Source organism: Mycobacterium mantenii, from assembly GCF_010731775.1.
GTDB lineage: Bacteria > Actinomycetota > Actinomycetes > Mycobacteriales > Mycobacteriaceae > Mycobacterium > Mycobacterium mantenii.
In genome coordinates this window covers 2,064,784-2,083,068 of sequence record NZ_AP022590.1, presented here as the reverse complement: position 1 = coordinate 2,083,068, position 18,285 = coordinate 2,064,784, and the positions used below count along the sequence as shown (strand labels likewise).

General features: G+C 65.8%; 20 protein-coding genes. 9 read left to right on the top strand and 11 right to left on the bottom strand.

The features are described from left to right. Positions 1 to 16: 16 nt before the first annotated feature. Genes G6N50_RS09410 through G6N50_RS09400 form a run of 3 tightly spaced genes read left to right on the top strand, consistent with a single transcriptional unit; the run spans position 17 to position 2,929 of the window. Positions 17 to 952: a metal-dependent hydrolase gene (locus G6N50_RS09410; RefSeq protein ID WP_083098685.1), complete on the top strand. Its 936-nt coding sequence runs from the start codon at positions 17 to 19 to the stop codon at positions 950 to 952. Between the two features lie 56 nt (positions 953 to 1,008). Further along, positions 1,009 to 2,172 carry a hypothetical protein gene (locus G6N50_RS09405; protein WP_083098684.1) on the top strand — a complete coding sequence of 388 codons (1,164 nt, stop codon included), beginning with the start codon at positions 1,009 to 1,011 and terminating at the stop codon, positions 2,170 to 2,172. 19 nt (positions 2,173 to 2,191) lie between these two features. Continuing rightward, positions 2,192 to 2,929 carry an SDR family NAD(P)-dependent oxidoreductase gene (locus tag G6N50_RS09400; RefSeq protein ID WP_083098682.1) on the top strand — a complete coding sequence of 246 codons (738 nt, stop codon included), beginning with the start codon at positions 2,192 to 2,194 and terminating at the stop codon, positions 2,927 to 2,929. Positions 2,930 to 2,959: 30 nt separating this feature from the next. Here the strand turns inward: G6N50_RS09400 and G6N50_RS09395 are convergent, their stop codons facing one another. Then, positions 2,960 to 3,352 (bottom strand): hypothetical protein, encoded by a 393-nt coding sequence (locus G6N50_RS09395; protein WP_179970107.1) that lies wholly within the window; start codon positions 3,350 to 3,352, stop codon positions 2,960 to 2,962. A gap of 148 nt (positions 3,353 to 3,500) precedes the next feature. Next, complete coding sequence (locus G6N50_RS29060; protein WP_142275727.1) at positions 3,501 to 3,680, bottom strand: excalibur calcium-binding domain-containing protein; 180 nt, start codon at positions 3,678 to 3,680, stop codon at positions 3,501 to 3,503. 194 nt (positions 3,681 to 3,874) lie between these two features. On the opposite strand from G6N50_RS29060, the gene G6N50_RS09385 reads away from it, so the two are divergent. After that, positions 3,875 to 4,897 (top strand): TIGR03617 family F420-dependent LLM class oxidoreductase, encoded by a 1,023-nt coding sequence (locus G6N50_RS09385; protein WP_083098678.1) that lies wholly within the window; start codon positions 3,875 to 3,877, stop codon positions 4,895 to 4,897. On the opposite strand, the gene G6N50_RS09380 is transcribed toward G6N50_RS09385, so the two are convergent. From G6N50_RS09380 to G6N50_RS09370, 3 genes are all read right to left on the bottom strand, one after another. Then, the gene (locus G6N50_RS09380; protein WP_083098676.1) at positions 4,887 to 6,572 is read right to left on the bottom strand and encodes an Nramp family divalent metal transporter; all 1,686 of its coding nucleotides are present in this window, start codon (positions 6,570 to 6,572) and stop codon (positions 4,887 to 4,889) included. The genes G6N50_RS09385 and G6N50_RS09380 overlap by 11 nt on opposite strands. Next, positions 6,569 to 7,903, bottom strand: coding sequence for a magnesium transporter MgtE N-terminal domain-containing protein (locus tag G6N50_RS09375; protein ID WP_083098675.1), 1,335 nt, complete (start codon positions 7,901 to 7,903; stop codon positions 6,569 to 6,571). Before G6N50_RS09375 ends, G6N50_RS09380 begins: the two co-directional genes overlap by 4 nt. Positions 7,904 to 8,120: 217 nt before the next feature. Then, entirely contained in the window at positions 8,121 to 8,870 is a 750-nt protein-coding gene (locus G6N50_RS09370) for a sensor domain-containing protein (protein ID WP_083098673.1), read from the bottom strand. A gap of 196 nt (positions 8,871 to 9,066) precedes the next feature. Here G6N50_RS09370 and G6N50_RS09365 point away from each other — a divergent pair, with 196 nt between their 5' ends. After that, positions 9,067 to 9,435, top strand: coding sequence for a bleomycin resistance protein (locus G6N50_RS09365; protein ID WP_083098672.1), 369 nt, complete (start codon positions 9,067 to 9,069; stop codon positions 9,433 to 9,435). A 2-nt stretch (positions 9,436 to 9,437) separates the two neighbouring features. Here G6N50_RS09365 and G6N50_RS09360 read toward each other — a convergent pair whose 3' ends face one another. Then, a complete protein-coding gene (locus G6N50_RS09360) occupies positions 9,438 to 10,334 on the bottom strand; it encodes a DMT family transporter (RefSeq protein ID WP_083098670.1) in 897 nt (298 codons plus the stop codon). Positions 10,335 to 10,495: 161 nt separating this feature from the next. Between G6N50_RS09360 and G6N50_RS09355 the strand changes: the two genes are divergently transcribed. Continuing rightward, complete coding sequence (locus G6N50_RS09355; RefSeq protein WP_083098668.1) at positions 10,496 to 11,095, top strand: TIGR03086 family metal-binding protein; 600 nt, start codon at positions 10,496 to 10,498, stop codon at positions 11,093 to 11,095. A gap of 285 nt (positions 11,096 to 11,380) precedes the next feature. On the opposite strand, the gene G6N50_RS09350 is transcribed toward G6N50_RS09355, so the two are convergent. Together G6N50_RS09350 and G6N50_RS09345 are read right to left on the bottom strand one after the other, a co-directional pair. Continuing rightward, complete coding sequence (locus tag G6N50_RS09350; RefSeq protein WP_083098666.1) at positions 11,381 to 11,776, bottom strand: DoxX family protein; 396 nt, start codon at positions 11,774 to 11,776, stop codon at positions 11,381 to 11,383. A gap of 21 nt (positions 11,777 to 11,797) precedes the next feature. Beyond that, the gene (locus tag G6N50_RS09345) at positions 11,798 to 12,928 is read right to left on the bottom strand and encodes an NDMA-dependent alcohol dehydrogenase (protein WP_083098665.1); all 1,131 of its coding nucleotides are present in this window, start codon (positions 12,926 to 12,928) and stop codon (positions 11,798 to 11,800) included. 149 nt (positions 12,929 to 13,077) lie between these two features. Between G6N50_RS09345 and G6N50_RS09340 the strand changes: the two genes are divergently transcribed. Continuing rightward, complete coding sequence (locus G6N50_RS09340) at positions 13,078 to 14,253, top strand: thiolase family protein (protein ID WP_083098663.1); 1,176 nt, start codon at positions 13,078 to 13,080, stop codon at positions 14,251 to 14,253. Positions 14,254 to 14,280: 27 nt separating this feature from the next. Here the strand turns inward: G6N50_RS09340 and G6N50_RS09335 are convergent, their stop codons facing one another. Next, positions 14,281 to 14,871 (bottom strand): hypothetical protein, encoded by a 591-nt coding sequence (locus tag G6N50_RS09335; protein WP_372510001.1) that lies wholly within the window; start codon positions 14,869 to 14,871, stop codon positions 14,281 to 14,283. A 148-nt stretch (positions 14,872 to 15,019) separates the two neighbouring features. Here G6N50_RS09335 and G6N50_RS09330 point away from each other — a divergent pair, with 148 nt between their 5' ends. Beyond that, positions 15,020 to 15,748, top strand: coding sequence for a 3'(2'),5'-bisphosphate nucleotidase CysQ (locus G6N50_RS09330; protein ID WP_083098659.1), 729 nt, complete (start codon positions 15,020 to 15,022; stop codon positions 15,746 to 15,748). A 55-nt stretch (positions 15,749 to 15,803) separates the two neighbouring features. Here G6N50_RS09330 and G6N50_RS09325 read toward each other — a convergent pair whose 3' ends face one another. Both G6N50_RS09325 and G6N50_RS09320 read right to left on the bottom strand, forming a co-directional pair. Continuing rightward, the gene (locus tag G6N50_RS09325) at positions 15,804 to 16,424 is read right to left on the bottom strand and encodes a TetR/AcrR family transcriptional regulator (RefSeq protein WP_083098657.1); all 621 of its coding nucleotides are present in this window, start codon (positions 16,422 to 16,424) and stop codon (positions 15,804 to 15,806) included. Between the two features lie 111 nt (positions 16,425 to 16,535). After that, entirely contained in the window at positions 16,536 to 17,441 is a 906-nt protein-coding gene (locus G6N50_RS09320; RefSeq protein ID WP_083098656.1) for a haloalkane dehalogenase, read from the bottom strand. A 111-nt stretch (positions 17,442 to 17,552) separates the two neighbouring features. Here G6N50_RS09320 and G6N50_RS09315 point away from each other — a divergent pair, with 111 nt between their 5' ends. Further along, the gene (locus tag G6N50_RS09315; RefSeq protein WP_083098654.1) at positions 17,553 to 18,281 is read left to right on the top strand and encodes a DUF2652 domain-containing protein; all 729 of its coding nucleotides are present in this window, start codon (positions 17,553 to 17,555) and stop codon (positions 18,279 to 18,281) included. The last annotated feature ends 4 nt before the right edge of the window (positions 18,282 to 18,285 follow it).

Here is an 18,285-nt window from a genome sequence, read left to right as displayed (position 1 = left end):
GTGGAGGCACACAGCAATGACAGACCTGGTTATCCGCAAGATGCCGTTCGAGTTCGACGCGACGGTACCGTTCCTGTGGCAGCCGGCCAATCCGAGCGTCTCCGCGTTTTGCAACGCATTCACGTTCATCGCAGTGCCGTTCGAGAGGTACATCATCGCCGCGCTGCGGCAGGCAAAGGATCGGCTGGACGAGGATCCCGCCATCGCCGAAGAGGCGGAGGCGTTCCTGCGTCAAGAGGCCCAGCACGCCTCTGCTCACCGCAAACACATGCTGGCGCTCATCGAACGGTATCCCGGGCTGGAGGAGTGTTACGAGAACAGCGTGCGCGCATACGACAAATTGATCGAAGACCAACCCGTCGAGTTTCACGCCGCATACGTCGCCAACCTCGAGGCCACCTTCACACCGCTATTCAAAGTTGTTCTCGACAATCGTGATTCGCTGTTCGACGGAGGCGACAGACGAGTGGCGTCGTTGATGATGTGGCACTTCGTGGAGGAGATCGAACATCGCAGTTCAGGATTGATCCTGTACCGCCACCTCGCGAAGACCCCCTGGCATCGGGTGAGGTGCATTCGCCAAACGTTCCGTCACGTCGGTGCATTGAGCCAAGAGATCGCGGCATCGTTCGATGAACACGTCCCGTTCGAGGACCGGGGAGTCTCGGTTCAGGAGGTCTTGGCGTCGGCCCTGACCCGGGAACTGAAGTACCGGGGTCCGGGTGGCCGTCGACGGCGTGCGCGCGCGGGTTCATCGACGACGATGTTTCAAGCCGTACCCACCAGACAACTTGCAACGATGCTGTGGAGACTGCTTTTGTCGCAGACCCCCAACCACGATCCGGCCGACCAGCCCCTACCCGACTGGTTCGACACGTGGATCCGTGAGTATGAGCGGGGCACGGATATGACGACGTTCTACGGTGCATCGGAGAACACACATGGCATGTGAACACGTGACCGTCGACAACGTTGCGGGCCAACATCATTGCGGAAAGGTGACAATCGGTGTTGTCCACTAACTACGGAAGTCTGGTGCCAGAGGACGAGCTCCTCACCCACCAGATCGTGGATACTTTTGCGACGGTCAGCCAGTCGGATCCGTCTTGGACGGAGAAAATCTGGACGACCGCGCACGCCCGGGACAATTCCCTGCAGGTCGTGCTGGGAATCGGCAAATACACCAACCGCGGGGTCTTCGACGGCGCGTCGGGGCTGTGCCGGGGCACCGAGCAGTGGACGGTGCGCGCTGGCCGTCGTTTGTCGCAAGATCCGGCTAGCACCAACGTCGGACCCATCCATTACGAGGTCGTTGAACCCCTGCGCTCCATCCGTATCAGACTTGACGAAAACGAGCACCAGCCCATCGCCTTCGATGTCGTCATGACGGGAGATTTCGCCGCGGCGTTGGAGGATCCCTGGCCAGACCGCAGTCCCGACGGATTCCGGGTGACTCATAATGTGTTGCGATACCACCAGATTGGCGTCGCATCGGGGTGGGCGCAGCTGCACGGCGAGCGTGTTGAGATCAAGCCGGATGAGTGGATTTCCGTTCGCGACCACTCGTGGGGCCTGCGCCCCGGTGTAGGCAAGCCCATTCCTGGACTACCGCGGGGCGGCCGCCACGTAAAGCAGATGCTGATGACCTGGCTGCCAATGACCCTGTCCCGTAACGACGGAACAAAATACTCGTTATTCGTTTTCTTCCAGCAGGAACGGGGCCCTGGTTTCGAGTCCACGCGGTGTCAAGCCGAGCAACAGGATCAAGACAGTGGTTCGCACCGCTTCGCTGCCGTGGAGCAAGATCTGCACTTCCGCGACGACAACCGACGTTTCACGCGCGGGACGATCACACTGATCGATGGCGATGGCACCAAGCGGCCGCTGACGCTGTCCGCGGCTGGCGACACTGGCTTCCATCTCGGTACTGGCGGCTATTACGGTTGGAACGACTGGGTTCTGGGGCAGTGGGTCGGTGACCTGAAGATCGAGGGTAACCATGTCGACGACTGTGACGATCCTGCGACCGCGCGTAAATTGCACCAGTTGCGCGATCTGTTGGTGCGAGTGGAAGACCCGGTGGGTGGCGGAACGGGTTTTGGCAACATTGAGACGTTCGCGCTCGGGGCGTTCCCGGAGATCGGCCTGACTGAGGAGAATTCGTTCCTGTGATCTGTCGAATGGAGCCTTGATGACATCGATCGTGACCGGTGGAGCTTCAGGCATCGGCCTCGCGGCGGCCAACCGGTTACGCACAGCTGGAGAGCAGGTGGTCGTCTGGGACGTCGCGGGTGGCGACATCGACTGTGACATCAGTGTTCCGGACTCGGTGACGGAAGCTATCGAAATGACCATTGAGCGGTACGGGCCGGCCGGTCGCCTCGTGGCTTGCGCGGGAGTGGGCGCCTCCGGCCTGCTGCTCGAGCAGACACCAGAGCAGTGGCAACACGTGCTCGACGTCAACCTGACCGGGACCTGGTTGACGATGCGCGCCGTGGCACGCACCATGATCGAGGCCGGTGCCGGCGGGTCGATTGTCGCCGTATCCAGTATCAGCGGGACACTGGCTGATAGGGATATGGGCGTGTACTGCGTATCGAAGGCGGGCATCGACATGCTGGTGCGCGTGGCGGCCGCGGAATGGGGCTGCCACGGAATCCGGGTCAACGCCGTAGGTCCCGGTGTCACCCGCACCCCCATGCTTGCCAAACCCGAGGCGCTGCCGGGATGGGTCGAGGGTTTGACGGAACGCACTGCGCTAGGCCGCCTTGGGCAACCGGACGATGTAGCAGAATCCATCGTCGCGGTGCTCGATATGAGCTGGGTAACAGGGCAAACGATATTTGCCGACGGCGGACTGGCGCTGCACAGCCCGATTGACGCCTACGGGCAGGTCCAGCGGCTTATGCAGCGTCGACCAGCAGATTGAGGTGATCTCGGAGGCTGCCGGGCGTCAGGCTTATGGCCCGATCACGAAGCAACGACCGGTGCCGCTGACGAACAGAACCTCGTCGACCGTGGATTGTGCGGTGGCCGGAAATTCGAAGCGATGCACCTGTTGGTCGGCCCCGATGTTCGCGTCCTGCGATTCGTTGGTGCCGTCCTTCTTGCGGACCAACGCCGTCACCTTATCCGGTTGCGACGGATTCTTCGGATCGCGGAAGTACCACACTTCGATCCCGGCGCCGGAGCCATCGGCACGCCAGCCGTCGGAGTAGTAGCACGGCGGATTTCCCTCGGCGTCCGGCGGCGGTGGGGTGCATATCGACAACCCGACGCACGGCTGTTGGCCGGTGGTGCTGGGGGAAACGGGCGCGGCGGCAGGGGTACTGGGCGGGACGCTCGTGCTCACCGGTACCGATGATGTCGTCGAGGCAGGGCCGGATGCTTTGGGCGGCGCGGCGTGCTGCGATCCGCACGCCATCAGCCCCGCGCACCCCACGGCCATGACGGCGCACAACCGGGGTAGCGCATCGAAAAATGTTATGCGCCAACCCATTTCAGTGACACACTTCGCAGGCGATGCCGTCGTTGTCCCGATCGAGGCCGGATCGGTAGCCCGGTTGCCCACGATAGATCGGAGCGACACCCGCGGCGCAGGCTGCCCTGCAGTTGGGGTAGTAGGCGCTGCCGCCGCTCGTCGGCGACGGCGACGTGGTGGTCGTCGGGGGAGCGGCCACGGCCGCCGGAGTTCCCGCAATTCCCACTGTGATTGCTGCGGCGATTAACAATCCACGAAGCACGTTCGGGAGCCTCCTGTTAGCGAAAACGACGATGGTTGCTGACGACTACAGAGCTAACACCCTGAGCCCGCTCTCGGGCAAGAGGTCAACGGCCCCGCATTGCGGGCCCGCGCGCGACGTACGCTCCCACCATGCATGTCGACGCGATGACAACTCCCCAGCCACTCGGCCAAATCGGTGACCTTGCCCGGCGGACCCAATCCGCCGGGTTCTCCGGCCTGCTGTTCACCGAGACGGGCCGCACCGCATACCTGAACGCCGCCGTGGCGTCGCAGGCGGCGCCCGATCTCGAATTGTCGACGGGCGTCGCGGTAGCCTTTCCGCGCAGTCCCTTCGTTACCGCCGCGGCGGCGTGGGAACTTCAGGAAGCCACCAAGGGGAAGTTCCGGCTGGGCCTGGGAACCCAGGTCCGTACCCACGTCGTGCGTCGCTACGGCACGGCCTTCGAGCGGCCGGGGCCACGCCTGCGCGACTACCTGCTCGCCGTGAAGGCGTGTTTCGCGGCGTTTCGCTCGGGCACGCTGGACCACCACGGCGACTTCTACGATCTCGACTTCATCACCCCCCAGTGGAGTCCGGGACCCATCGACGCTCCGGACCCTAAAGTCGATATCGCAGCGGTCAATCCGTGGATGCTGCGGATGGCGGGCGAAGTAGCCGATGGTGTTCACGTCCATCCGATCGGCGAACCGGGCTATCTGGCCCGTCACGTGCTACCGACGGTCGCCGAAGGGGCGGCGAAGGCGGGTCGTTCACCGTCGGACCTCGCGATCATCGTGCCCGTCATGACCATCGTCGGCGACAACGACGAAGAGCGCGACAAGCAGCGCGAAGTCGTGCGAGCCAGCATGGCCTTCTACGGCAGCACGCCCAACTACGCGTTCATCTGGGATGAGGCGGGGTTCGACGGCACCACCGCCCGGATCCGGGAGAAGCAGAAGGCGGGGGACTTCGCCGGCATGGCGGCGCAGGTCAGCGACGACCACATCGCGGTCTTCGCCACCGAGTCGACCTGGGACGGGCTGGCCGACGCGCTGACCGAGAAATACGTCGGCAAGGCAACGCGGTTGGTGATGTACAACGCCGTCGCCGATCAGGAGCGCTTCGAGCGGTACGGCGAGGTCGCCCGCCGGATACGAGCGGTCAGCGGCTGAGCTGGATGGCTTTGACCACCAGAAGCAACGCGCCGACAACCAGATAGGCACGCAGCGCGATCATCGCCAGCCGGGTCCCGGGTGACCAGGTGACCGGCTCGAGCAGGGCCAGCGGCGGCATGCGCCAGGTGTTGCGGTCGACGCCGCGGGCCGGAAGGTGCTGCTGGGGCCGCGACGGCTGACGGCGGGCCAGCCAGCGCAGCACCGGCGCCGCGGCCGCCGCGAGGATGACCAGCGCCAGCGTCAGGTAGCCCGCGACCGCGACGACGTTGAGGTCGGGGAACAACGTGGTCGCCATCAGGATCCCCGACAGCAGCAGCAGGGTGCCGACGATCAGCCCGGCGACCCAGTTGAGCCAGGGCCGATTGACCCAGGGCCCCAACACTTCTCGATCGTTGCACAACAGCAGCAGAAAGACGCTGGCGCTGGGCAGCAACAGTCCCGCCAGGGCCTGCACGGCGGTGGTGATCAACCCGAGCGGGGCGCCCGGAATCAGCACGATGGCCGCGGCCACCATCACCATCGCGGTGTAGGACAGGTAGAACTGCTTGGCGTCGGCGAAGCCGCGGTGCAGCGAATGCTTCAGCCCGAACACGTCTCCGAAGGCGTAGCTGGTGGCCAGGGTCACCGCGGCGGCCCCGATGATCGAGGCGTCCATCAACACGATGGCAAAGATCCAGCCGAGTGTCGGGCGGTGCTCGCCCAGCAGATGCGCCGTGGCGCCTGCGTCGGTGAAGGCGCCGACGGTGTGGGTGGAGCGCGCCGCCCACTCACCGGTCATTACCAACGCCGCGGCGCCGACCACCACCACAAAGGCGCCCAGCACGGTGTCCGCGCGCTCGTAGCCCATGAACCGGGGGGTGATGCGCTTGTCGACGACGTTGGACTGCTGGAAAAACAGCTGCCACGGCGCGACGGTGGTGCCGACGATGGCGATGATCAGCAGCACCGCATCCGAACTGACCCCACCCGAAATGCTGGGCACCACAAACGACTTCGCCGCGTGTGCCCACTGTGGATGTGACATCAGCAGCATCGGGATCTGCAGCAGCGTCACGGCGATGAAAACGAACATCGCGCGCTCCCATCGGCGGAAGCTGCCGCTGGCCATGATCGCCACCAACGCCACCGCCGAGATCGGTACCACCACATATTTGGAGATGCCGATGTACTCGGCGGCCAGGCTGATGCCGATGAACTCGGTGACGATCGTCAAGAAGTTGAGCAAGAACAGGTCGCCGACCGAAAACCAGCCCCAGCCGCGGCCGAAGCGTTCATTGATCAGCCGGGCATGCCCGACCCCGGTGACCGCGCCGAGCCGGACCACCATTTCCTGGTTGACGATGAGCACGGGAATCAGCAGCAGCAACACCCACAGCAGTGAGTAGCCGTAGTTCTGACCGGCCTGGGCGTAGGTGGCCACCCCACCCGCGTCATTGTCCCCAACCATCACGATGATTCCGGGCCCGACGATCGCGAGCAGGGTCAGCAGCCGCGTGCGCCAGGTCCGGGCGTGCTCGGTTTCCGAGACGCTGATCCGCCCGAAGGCGCCCTCGATATCGCCCAGATGCGCGCTGTCCAGCACCGCGGTGCGCCGTGGCTGCGCCGGCTCCGAGCGCTGAACCTCGACCGGCTGCGCGTCGGCCTGGGTGCTGTTCTCGCCGCCGGAGCTCACTGCGGGCCACCTCCGGTCGGCGTGTCACGGTTGTCGGCGGCGGCGATCTCGCGGATGGGGCGCGGCGCGGGCTCGCGGCGGCGCCAGTCTTCGGGAATGGTCGCCTCCAGGACGTCGTCGACGGTCACCACCCCGAGTAGGCGATCCTGCTCGTCGACGACAGGGATGGAGTAGAGGTTGAAATCGGCCATCAGCAGCGCGATATCGGTCAGATCCGCGTCGGCGTTGACCCGCACCGGGTCGGAATCCATCAGGGCCGCAAGGGTTTCGGCGGGATCGACCTGTAAGAGGGTGATGACGGAAACGACGCCGTCAAGCCGTTTGTCGTCATCGAGCACGTGCACCTTGATGAGCGCTTCCGGTTGGATGCTGCGCGACGCGGCGATCAACGCCAACGCCTCGCCCGCAGTGGCGGTGGACGAACATGTCACCGAGTCGACATTCATCAGGCCGCCGGCGCTTTCGGGGTTGAACCCCATCAACGTGATGACCTTGGTGCGTTGCGGTGCGGGCATCAGCTCAAGCACGCGCCGGCGCCGCGACTGGCGCAGGTCGGCGATCGCGTCGGCGGCATCGTCGGCGCGCATCCGGCCCAGCAGCGCGGCGACCTCTTTATCCGGCATGCCATCGAGCAGTCGGCTGGCCTTTTCCGGATCCAGTTCCTCGAAGACGTCGGCTTCCAGTTCCGGGTCGCTGTGCACCCGGTCGAGGATCTCGCCGCCCTCGGCCTTGTCCGCCTCCTCGAGGAGATCGGCGATCTCGGCGGCCTTGAGGTCGCCGAAGCGATCGGACAAACGCCGCACCGCGTCCGAACGGGCGTGGCCGATCAGGGGCTCGAACGCCTTCCAATCGCGAGACGCGTGCCCGCCCGAATGCTTGATCAGCCCGAACAATCGTGGTGGTCGGCGCGTGTCCAGGCGGGTAACCGTCCAGCCTTCGGCGGTCTGTTCCAGCTCGACGTCGTAGGCGCGCACCAACTCCACGGTGGCCACGTCGATCAACCGGTGGCCCAACACATCGGTGCGCAACAGCACCTCACCCTCGCGGCGTTCGAACCCCCGGAGGTCAACCTTGTTCTTGGTCAACAGAACTCGGTCCGCGGAGTAATCGTCAATGGTTTTGTCGCCGATGAAGACCCGGCGTCCGCCGACCCCGGCCACGATCCCGGCCACCAGCGGATACTCCTCGGCTCCCCGCAGCCGCACGATCACGTCCTCGACCCGACCCACCGTTTCGCCGGAGCGCGCCAGCACGGGCGCGCGCAACAGCTGCGAGAGGTGGATGACTGGCTGCCCGGCGCGCGGCTTGGACGCCTTTTCCGATGTGCCCATGTATCCCTCCTCAAGGCGGTATGACCGAACCCGCGGACAACCTACCCCGAAATCTGGCACCGCGACGCCAGGTATGGCCACGAATCGGATTCACCGAAGGGCGGTATGGGTCTGGTGGCCGTCTCGACCACCAGGGCATACCCTCTGGCGCCGTGCAGTACCACCGCCAACGGGTAAACAGCAGACGGCTATTGGGAATTCTGTGTCGCGGCGGAAGCTATTGCTTGTCGACTTTTCCGGCGATCTGGTCGGCGATGCTGACGCCGAGGTTCCCGACGTCCCTACGGCACGCGTCGACATCGATCACGACGTTGTTGCGAACGGTCAGCGCCCGCTGACAGGGCACGGTCACGCTCGTGCCGTTTCCGATGATGGTCAGGGTCACCGGAGCGCTCAGCACTCCGTCGGCGTTGGAAACCTGGCCCACCTTCCACTGAAGTTCCGGTTTGCCGTCGGCGGCGGGAACGGTGTCCTGGCGGTTGGCGCAGGCCGGCCAGCGCTGGGCCGACGTCGTGAAGAACGCGTTCGCCTGCTCGGGGGACGGAAAGAGCACCACAAACTGGTACACGTCGGGGCTTTCCAATTGGTCTGCCCCCGCGGGAGCCGGCGCTTGGTCGTGGTAGCCATAGACCGCGGTGCTCCCACCGCCGGCGTAGACGGACGCCGACGCCGCGTGCATGGTGTACCTGCATTCAGTGGGGAATGCGTAGTCCGCGCGCATGACGGGATTTTCCAACAGCTTGGTGATCGGCGGGTCGCTCGACGTTCCCGTGACGCCCAGCACGGCGTCAATATCGTTCGGCGAGAGCACCAGATCGGGCAGCGCGGCCTGCGCCAGGGGAGTCTTCGCCGCCGCGGTCGTGGCGGTGGTCGACGACGAAGCACTGCCGCCCGCGTTGTCAACGCCGCACCCGGCGACCAGTATTCCGGCGGCGACCGCAGCTGCCGCACTCAGCCGGCTCCTCATGCGCATGGAGCGTCCGACAGCAGCCTGGCGACCACGGTGGCCAGCTGACGCATGAGCGAGGGGCCTTTCTGCTCGAGTTGACTCCTGAAGCGTTCCGCGCTTTCGGCTGCGTCGGCCATTCAGAGGCCGTTTGCGGAGCTTACGGCAGTGATCGGCTGGCGCGGGCGAATTCGAAGCTAAGCGTTATGTTCGCTGCGTGTCCGCAGTCAACTTCGCCTCGGTGTCGCCAATAGTCCCGGTTCGAGACTTGGACCTCGCACTCGGCCGGTACCGCCGGCTTGGTTTCGACGGCCGCACATACGACGGGCCCGAACGGTACGGATTCGCCGATCGCGGGTCGGTGTCGATCCACCTCACCGAATGGGCCGAGCACGACCCGTTGCGCACGGCCGCCAGCGTGTACCTCTATGTCAGCGATGCCGACGCGCTCTATGCGGAGTGGGCGGCGCTGCACAACCTCGATGGCCGCTTGATCGCCCCGCAGGACACACCGTACGGTTTGCGTGAATTCGCCTACGTCGATCCCGACGGGACGTTGCACCGGGTCGGCTCACGCCCGAGCTGATCTCAGGCCTTATCCGTTGCACGCGAACGCTTTTCGTCAGTAGGAGGGGCGTAGCTGGCCTGGCTGTGGGCCAGCGCCACCGCCGCCGCCGCCATCACGGCAACCGATAGGCCCAGTGCCACCAGGCCGACGTCGTTGGTGTGCAGCGTCTCACCCAGCACGGTGACACCGAGCACCGATCCGACGATGGGCTCGGCGACGGTCACCGCCGGAAGCGACGCGGTGAGCGGTCCGGCCCGAAACGCCGACTGCTCCCAGGCGGTAGCTGCGATCGCCAGCACCACCCATACGTACAACTCGGGTGTGCGCAACAACGCCGGGATGCCGTGGCCGAGCTGGTCGACCACGCCTTTGGTCAATACCGAGAACAGTCCCCACAGCGAGCCGGACATCAGGCCGAGCAACAATGCGCCGACCGAGCCCGGGAACATTCGCGCGCCGATCACGCACAGGATCAACGCCGGACCCATGACCAGCGCCACGATGGTCCATGTCTGCACCGACCCCCGCGGGGCCCCCTGCTGAGGGTCGCCGACCGTTACCACCACCGCCACCGCTGCCGCGAGCAGCACGGCCCAAATGCCTTGGCGGCAAGTGATTCTGCGATGGCTCACCCTCGCGCTGATGAGTAATGCGAACAGCAACGAGGTCACCAGCAGCGCCTGCACCAGCACCACCGAGCCCAGGCCCAGGGCCGCGGCCTGGAACCCGAATCCGGCGCCGGCCACCAGGCTGCCCGTCCACCATTGCCGGTCGCGCAGCAGCCGGCGAAACAGGGCGAAGGTGCCGACCGGTTTGTCGGTGACCTCTTGAGCGGAGCGCTGCTGGACGACGTCTCCGGCACCGACCATCAGTGCGGCCGCCACCGCGAGCAACGCGGCGATGTCTGTTTTACCCAAGCGGCCCTCCTGTGAAATCAGCCGACGTCAAGTCTTAGCGCGCGCGGTTGGGGAGTTCAACCGGGTGACTCGTCGAGGACTTGCGGCCCTAGACTTCTGGACGGTACGCGGGCGACGGTGGCGGAAGACCGAAGCTGCTCACCCACAAGGAGATACACGTCATGGACGAAACGACCTCCCAGATCGGCGTAATGGCTACCGAGGCACTCTATCTGCTCATCGACGCCGTCGACCGGATTCCGGCGGACAGTTGGGAGCAGCCGTCCAACCTCGAGGGCTGGAGCGTGCGCGAGCTAGTGGGGCACGTCACCGGCAGCGCGGCCAAAGTCGTGACCCTGGCGGAGGACGGGGAGATTTGGGACCGGCCCTCGCAGCCCGCGGACTGGGTATGCGACGACCCGGCGGCGCGGCTGCGCGAGCTGGCGACGCGGCTGGAAGCCGCCCTGCCAAGCGCTGACCTGGATGGGATGCGGGCATCGCCGGAAGGTGAGGTTCCGCTGCGTCGGGCGCTGACTTATCCGGTGTCCGACCTGGCCACGCACGCCTGGGACATCCATCGCTCACAGGGTCGGCTGATCGAGCTGCCCGCCGACCTGCTGGGTCTGTGCCGCGGGCTGGTGGAGTCGGTGCCGGAGGGGATGCTGCGGCGACCGGGCGGCTTCGGCCCGGCTCGAACCGCGCCTGAGGACTGCACGCCGACAGCCCGGCTCATGGCCTATCTCGGCCGCTCGGTCGGCGGCGACGGCGACGGCGACGGCTGAGTCCAATCGTGGGCCCGGCTTCTTTACTTGTCCCGCAGTTGATTTCGCCATTTCCGCGGTCACAGCCGCAACACCAGCCCCCGCACCGGGGGTGTACGAATTGCCCGCCTCCGAGCGACAACCCGGCCGAGGAAGTCCGGAGCCGGCCGCCCAACGCACGCGTCGTCGCTCAGAGGCGGGCAACTCATGCCTGCCCGCCGGCCGGGACGGCTGTGGCGTAAGTGAAAACCACGGGACGGCGGGCAGGGATCGGCCATGGCGGGCGTGTCGCCACCCTGCGGAACCTCAGCTGTTGCGGTGGATCTTGAGCGCGGTGGTGATCATCGGAACCTGCAGTGGCAACCGGGCCAGGGCGGCGATCCGCATCGGCCAGGGCTTGTTCCACCACAACCGGCACATGTTGACGTTCGCCGGGAACACCCCGATGAACAACACGGCCGCCGCGAGCGCGGCCAATCGCCGGGTGCGTCGCGGCAGCAGCGCCGCCCCGACGCCCACCTCCGCCACTCCGGACGCGTAGGTATACAACCGCGCGCTTCCGGGCAACTCGGCGGGAACGATCGTGTCGAACGGTGTGGGTGCCACAAAGTGCAGCGTCCCCACGCCGAGCAGCATCGCCGCGACACGGTAGGCGAGTTGCTGAGTGGCGTCATCGCGGACAGCGAGGGGTCTGGTCGTCATCGAGCCATTGTGCCCATGCGCTTACGCGCGGTCCGCGTCGGTATACCGGATGATGCCGCGAATGTTGCGGCCCTCGAGCATGTCGCGATAGCCGTCGTTGATCTGCTCCAGGGTGTATTCGCGCGTGACCATGTCGTCGAGGTTGAGCTGTCCCAGCTTGTACAGTTCCAGAATCGCCGGGATGTCGTGCTGGGGGTTGCCGCCGCCAAAGATGCTGCCCTGCAAGCTTTTCTGCAACAGCGAGAGTCCCGCAAGGTTGAGGGTGACATCGCTGGCCAGCACGCTGGCCATGCCGGTCAGGCAACAGACTCCGCCCTTGGCCGTCAGGCCCATCCACGACTCGACGTCTTTCCCCTCGACGTGGCCCACGGTGACGATCACCTTGTGGCACATGAACCCTCGCGTCGCCTCGGCGATGCCGGCCGCGGCGCTGTCGACGTCCGCGAAAGCCGCTGTGGCGCCGAACTTCAGCGCCTGCTCGCGCTTCCATTCGTAGGGATCGACGGCGAATATGCGCCGGGCTCCGGCGATGCGGGCGCCCTGCAGCGCGGCGACGCCGACGCCACCGATGCCGATGACCGCGACATCCTCACCGGGTGAGACCGCCGCGCTGCGCACCGCCGAGCCGTAGCCGGTGGTCACGCCGCAGCCCACCAGGCAGGCCACGTCGAACGGGATCGTGGGATCGATCTTGACCACCGACGTCTGGTGCACCACCACATACGGCGCGAATGTGCCCAGCAGCGACATCGGAATGACGTCGCGGCCCTGCGCGGTGACGCGGAACGACCCGTCGGAGACCGATTGACCCGACAGCAGGCCCATGCCGAGGTCGCACAGGTTGCGCAGGCCCGTCTGGCACGGCGTGCATTTCCCGCACGACGGGATGAACGACATGACCACGTGGTCGCCCACGGCCAGGTGCTCGACGCCGTCCCCGACCTCGGTGATGACGCCCGCGCCCTCGTGACCGCCGAGGACCGGATAGCTCGGAATGGGGAAGTCGCCCGTCATCAAATGGTGGTCGGAGTGACACAACCCGGCCGTCTCCAGCTGGACGGTCACCTCGCCGTGCCGGGGATCGCCGATTTCGATCTCATCGATCGACCACGGCTCATTCAGTTCCCAGACCAGCGCACCCTTGGTCTTCAACGGCTTGGCCTCCGTATTTACCCGAACCGCTTAACTGTTAGCGCCGTCACACGAGCCCGGCCTACCGAACTTAGACCATTACTATTGTCTATACAGTATTTGATACGATTTCCCGGCGTCTGACCGCCCACAACAACGAGGTTGAGAACATGGCCACTCCCGTCATTGTCGGAGCCGTCCGGACCGCGATCGGTCGTTCGTTCAAGGGCACGCTGGTCAACACGCCGCCCGAGACCCTGATCACCGCCGTTCTCCCCGAGGTGGTCCGCAGGTCGGGCGTCGACCCCCAAGACATCGATGACATCATCTTTGCCGAATCACATTACGGTGGTGGAGATCTCGCGCGTTACGCGGCGACCGCGACGGGCTTGGAGCACGTTCCCGGACAGTCGGTCAACCGGCACTGCGCGGGAAGTCTCACGGCCATCGGCAACGCCGCGGCGCAGATCGGCTCCGGCATGGAGCGCGTGCTCATCGCCGGCGGCGTGCAGTCGCTGTCGATGACGCCGCTGACCAACTGGCGGATCCCCGGCCCCGAACTGAAGTTCGAGGAGCGCTGGATGCCGCCTACGCACGTGGAGACCCCGGACGCGCCCGCTAAGGACATGTCGATCACCGTGGGCTGGAACACCGCCCAGGCGGTCGGCATCACGCGCGCGGAGATGGACGCCTGGGCGGCGCGCTCCCACGAGCGCGCCATCGCGGCCATGGACGCCGGCAAGTTCGTCGACGAGATCTTGCCGCTGAAGATCACCCAATTTGACGGTTCGGTAACCGAGTTCGCTGTGGACGAGCATCCCCGCCGCGACACCACCGTCGAGAAGCTCGCCGGCCTCAAGGTGCTGCACCCCGAGATCGAGGGCTTCTCGATCACGGCGGGCAACAGCAGCGGTACCAACGACGCCGCGGCCGCGGTCGCGCTCGTCGACAGCGACTACGCCCAGGCTCACAGGCTCAACGTGATGGGCACGGTCAGGGCGTGGGCCGCCGCGGGCGTACCGCCCCGCGACTGTGGTCTGGGCGCCGTGAAGGTCATTGGGAAGGTGTTGGAGCGGGCCGGGCTGGCCCCCAGCGACGTGGCGCTGTGGGAGATCAACGAGGCCTTCGCATCCGTGCCGATCGCGGCGTGCCGGGAATACGGGATCGACGAGGAGAAGGTGAACTTCTCCGGCAGCGGCTGCAGCCTCGGTCACCCCATCGCGGCCTCCGGTGCGCGCATGGTGACCACGTTGGCCTACGAGCTTGCCCGTCGCGGCGGCGGCATCGGCGTCGCGGCGATGTGTGCCGGCGGCGGCCAGGGCGGCGCTGTCGTCATCGAGGTCTGAGCAACGCCTCAGGCGCGGCACCACCGGCTAGTTGCAGAACGTGTAGCCGATGAATTGGGTGCCGCGCGTGTCGCCGCTTGAGTAGTTGGCGAAATGCACGGCCGGCTGGCCGTTGTACTGGGTGTTCATCTTCTGCACGTTCGGCGGTGGAACGCCTTTGGGGAAGGCCAAAATCATGTCGGCGAAAATCTTCAAGCCGGCCTGGCAGATGGCTTCGCGCCGCGGCGGCTGCGGATTCCACGCGTGCACAACCACCGGTTCGGTCAGCTGAGAGCCCGCCGCACAATTCGGATCACAGAGCTTGAACAGCGCCGTGCCGGTCCCGTCCGCGCCCTGCGGTCCCCAGGAACTCCACGACATGTCCTGCAGCGCAACGGCTACGCTGGCGCAACCCAACACGTTGAGCTTCTTCGGGCGCTCGACCGGCAGGACGGACGGGTTGTAGCAGCCCGGGATGGCGAAGCTCTCCGGCGCTGACGGCGACGGCTGGGTGCCGGGCGCTGTCGCGCTCTGGTGGCTGTGGGTCAGCTGCACGCCCACCACGGTGAGGGCCCCGATCAGCACGACGGCCGTCACGACCCCAGCCCCGATCAAACGCCCCCGCGAGGTGTGCCGCAACCGCCTCGATAAAGGGACGTTGGCGTTGCCGCTCACACCAACAGATTACGGACGAAACTTCTCCGGCGGGGCGGTGCCCACTCAGGGGACATGACAGGGTAAAGTTGGTCATCGCTACCAACATATTGAGGATTTCGCGGAGTTGCCGATGAATGACCATGATCTGGCCGCACGGTTGGCCACCGAGGCCGGTCGGTTATTGCTCGGGGTTCGAGAAGAGTTCGCCGCTGCGGAAGCAAGTGACCGTAAAGCCGCGGGGGACAAGCGATCCCACGACTTTTTGATGGAGGCGCTCGCGGCGGAGCGGCCCGACGATGCGGTGCTGTCCGAAGAGGGCGCCGATGACCCGGTGCGATTGCGCTCGGAACGCGTCTGGATCGTCGATCCACTGGATGGCACGCGGGAATTTTCCGAACTGGGACGTGACGACTGGGCGGTGCACGTCGCGCTCTGGCAGTCCGGTGAGTTGGTCGCCGGCGCCGTGGCGCTACCGGCGCAGGGCATTACGTTGGCGACTCCCGACGTCGATTTTCCTCCCGCCGCGCCGGGTAAGCCGCGCATCGTGGTTTCGCGTACCCGTCCACCCGCCGTCGCCCTGAACGTGCGGGACGCGCTGGACGGCGTCCTGGTGGAAATGGGTTCCGCCGGAGCCAAGGTCGCCTCGATCGTCCAGGGCTTGTCCGATGTGTACGTGCATGCCGGCGGCCAATTCGAATGGGACTCCGCCGCGCCGGTGGCGTTGGCACGGGCCGCGGGGTTGCACACCTCTCGTATCGACGGGTCCGCTCTGGCGTACAACCAGCCCGACCCCAAGCTGCCGGACCTCGTGGTCTGCCGTCCCGAACTGGCGGAAGCCGTACTCGCGGTTACGCGCTGAATCTCGCGGTGCCGGTACATGCCGGCGGCCGGCCTCGAATATGGCTGTGGCGGTATCAATTCCGGTTCGCCGGGTGGGGCGGCGTCATCACCACCGGCCCGATCCAGTGCCGCAGCATCGCCCGCAGTTCAGTCCCGGTGCGCGGGGGCTGCGGCGGGATCAGGACCATGGACTGAATGATGCGCAGCAGATACTCGACCAGATCGTCGAAGTCCGCACCTCGATAACCCAAAGCCTCCCAATCGATTCCGGTGTGCTGCAACAGCACTCGTGACCGTGCGATCGATTCGCCCATCACCATCTGCTGGCTGAGCAGGCGAGTTCGGTCGGTTTCCAGCAGCGTCATCAACAGGGGTTCTTGGGGTAGCCGCTCGACCAGGTAGGCCACCGCCTCGACGAGCAGATCCACGGGGTCGTCGAGGCCCGACGTCAGGTCGGCGATGCGGGCCGTCCACCCGCCCAGGGCGACATCGCCGGCCGCCGTCACGAGTTCGTCGATGGTGTCGAAATAGCGATACACCGTGGGCCGGGTGATGCCCAGGTCGCCGGCGATGACGGAAAGGCTTGTCCCCTGCAGGCCCCTGCGCTCCATGCTCCGGATGGCCGCGTCCACGATGCGCTTGCGCGCCTCCTGGTCGTCGACCGGCGGCGCTCCGCCCCACCCTTTCCTGCCCATGAGAAACGACCTCACCCCGTTCAGCGCCCAACGGGCCAACCATACAACGAGTCGAGCGTTGTCAATTGGCTCCGCCGCGACGGACGGTTGTCAACAGCCGCTGACGTTCGCTCAGAGCCAGGCCTGCTGCCACGACTGGATGCGTTCGGCCAGTTCGGGCCCACGGTCCTCTTGGATGAAGTGGCTGGCGTTGATGCGGGCGTGCGGCTGGCCCGCGGCGCCGGGAATGTGCTTGATCAGGGCTCTGTCGGCCTGCCCGAGGATGGGATCGCGGGCTCCGAAGATGGCGAGGAACGGCTTTTCCCAGCGGCCGAGGGCATCCCACGCCTTCCTGTTGGCCGGAATCGCCGGGTCGGTGGGTGAGGTGGGTACCAGCTGAGGAAAGGCGCGGGCGCCGGCCTGATAGGTCTTGTCGGGGAAGGGCGCGTCGTAGCCGGCCCGGACTTTCGACGGCACCCGGCGAACGGTTCCGGCGCTGACGAGGCGGCCGGCCGGCAGGACGGGGGAGTAGCGGGCGAAGGCGCGCCAGGCGTAGAAGGCCGGCGGGGTGCGCCGTTGCGCCGTCGGGAGGAAACCGTTGGCCACCACCAGCCGCCCGACGCGGTCGGACTGCTCGGCGGCGATGCGCAGCCCGATTAGCGATCCCCAGTCCTGCACGAACAGCGTGACGTCCCTGAGGTTGAGGTGCTCGAACCACGAGGTCACCCACTCCACGTGGCGCTGGTAGGTGTAATCCTCGACCTGGCTGGGCTTGTCTGAACGGCCGAAGCCGATCAGATCGGGCGCGAGCACGCGGTTCCCGGCATCGGTCAAAGGCGGAATCATCGTGCGATAGAGGTAGCTCCACGTGGGCTCGCCGTGCAGCAGAACGATTGGCGGCCCTTCGATAGTGCCCTCGTCGAGGTAATGCATGCGAAGCGGCCGGGTGTCGCTCGCGGTTACGTCAAGGTAGTGCGCAACGAACGGGTAGTCCTCCAGGTTTTCGAATCGGGAGTCCGGGGTTCGCAGCACACGCATATCAGCTCCTCCGGTGAACCGGCACCCCTGTTAGCCTCTCGCGCCGACGCGAATTCGTCTAGTAGCAGATTCATTGAGCTGAACCTTGCTGCCTACTAAACTCGCTAGTTCATGGCAATTCGGCGCGCGGTTCTCCTCATAGCCGACATCGGCGGCTACACGAATTACATGCAGTGGAACCGGACGCACCTTGCCCATGCCCAGCTGACAGTTGCGGGCTTGTTGGAGTCGGTCATCAACGCGGCCAAGGGTTTGAAACTGGCCAAACTCGAGGGTGACGCCGCGTTTTTCTGGGCGCCGGACGGGCACGCCAAAGTGGTGGTGTGCGACCGCCTGTCACGGATGCGCGCGTCGTTCCTGGAGCGGCGCGAGCGGATGAAAAACGACATCGCCTGCGAGTGTTCGAGTTGCGAACAGCTCGAGAAGCTGTCACTCAAGTTCGTCGTGCACGTTGGCGAGGTGGCGGACCAGAAGGTGAAGCGCCACGTCGAGCTGGCCGGCGTCGACGTCATTCTCGTGCACCGAATGCTGAAAAACATGGTGCCGGTTGCCGAATACGTGTTGATGACCGATCCGGTCGCGGAATGCCTCGATGAGCCGATGCGCGAGCTGTGCTTGCCGATGGTCCACGTCTTCGACGGAATTGGTGAGACGTCAACGCACTACATCGACCTTGGTGCGTTACAGGTTCCGGTCGCGACGCCACGGCGCAGTTTTTTCCGCCGGCTCGGCGCGACGACGAAGTTCGAGTTCGACAGCCTGCCGTTCGCGCTCGGCATGAAGGAGCCCGCCCAGGGGTTCCGCAACCTGGGCCGGGGTGCCGAGGAAATCTCCGCGTAGCCGA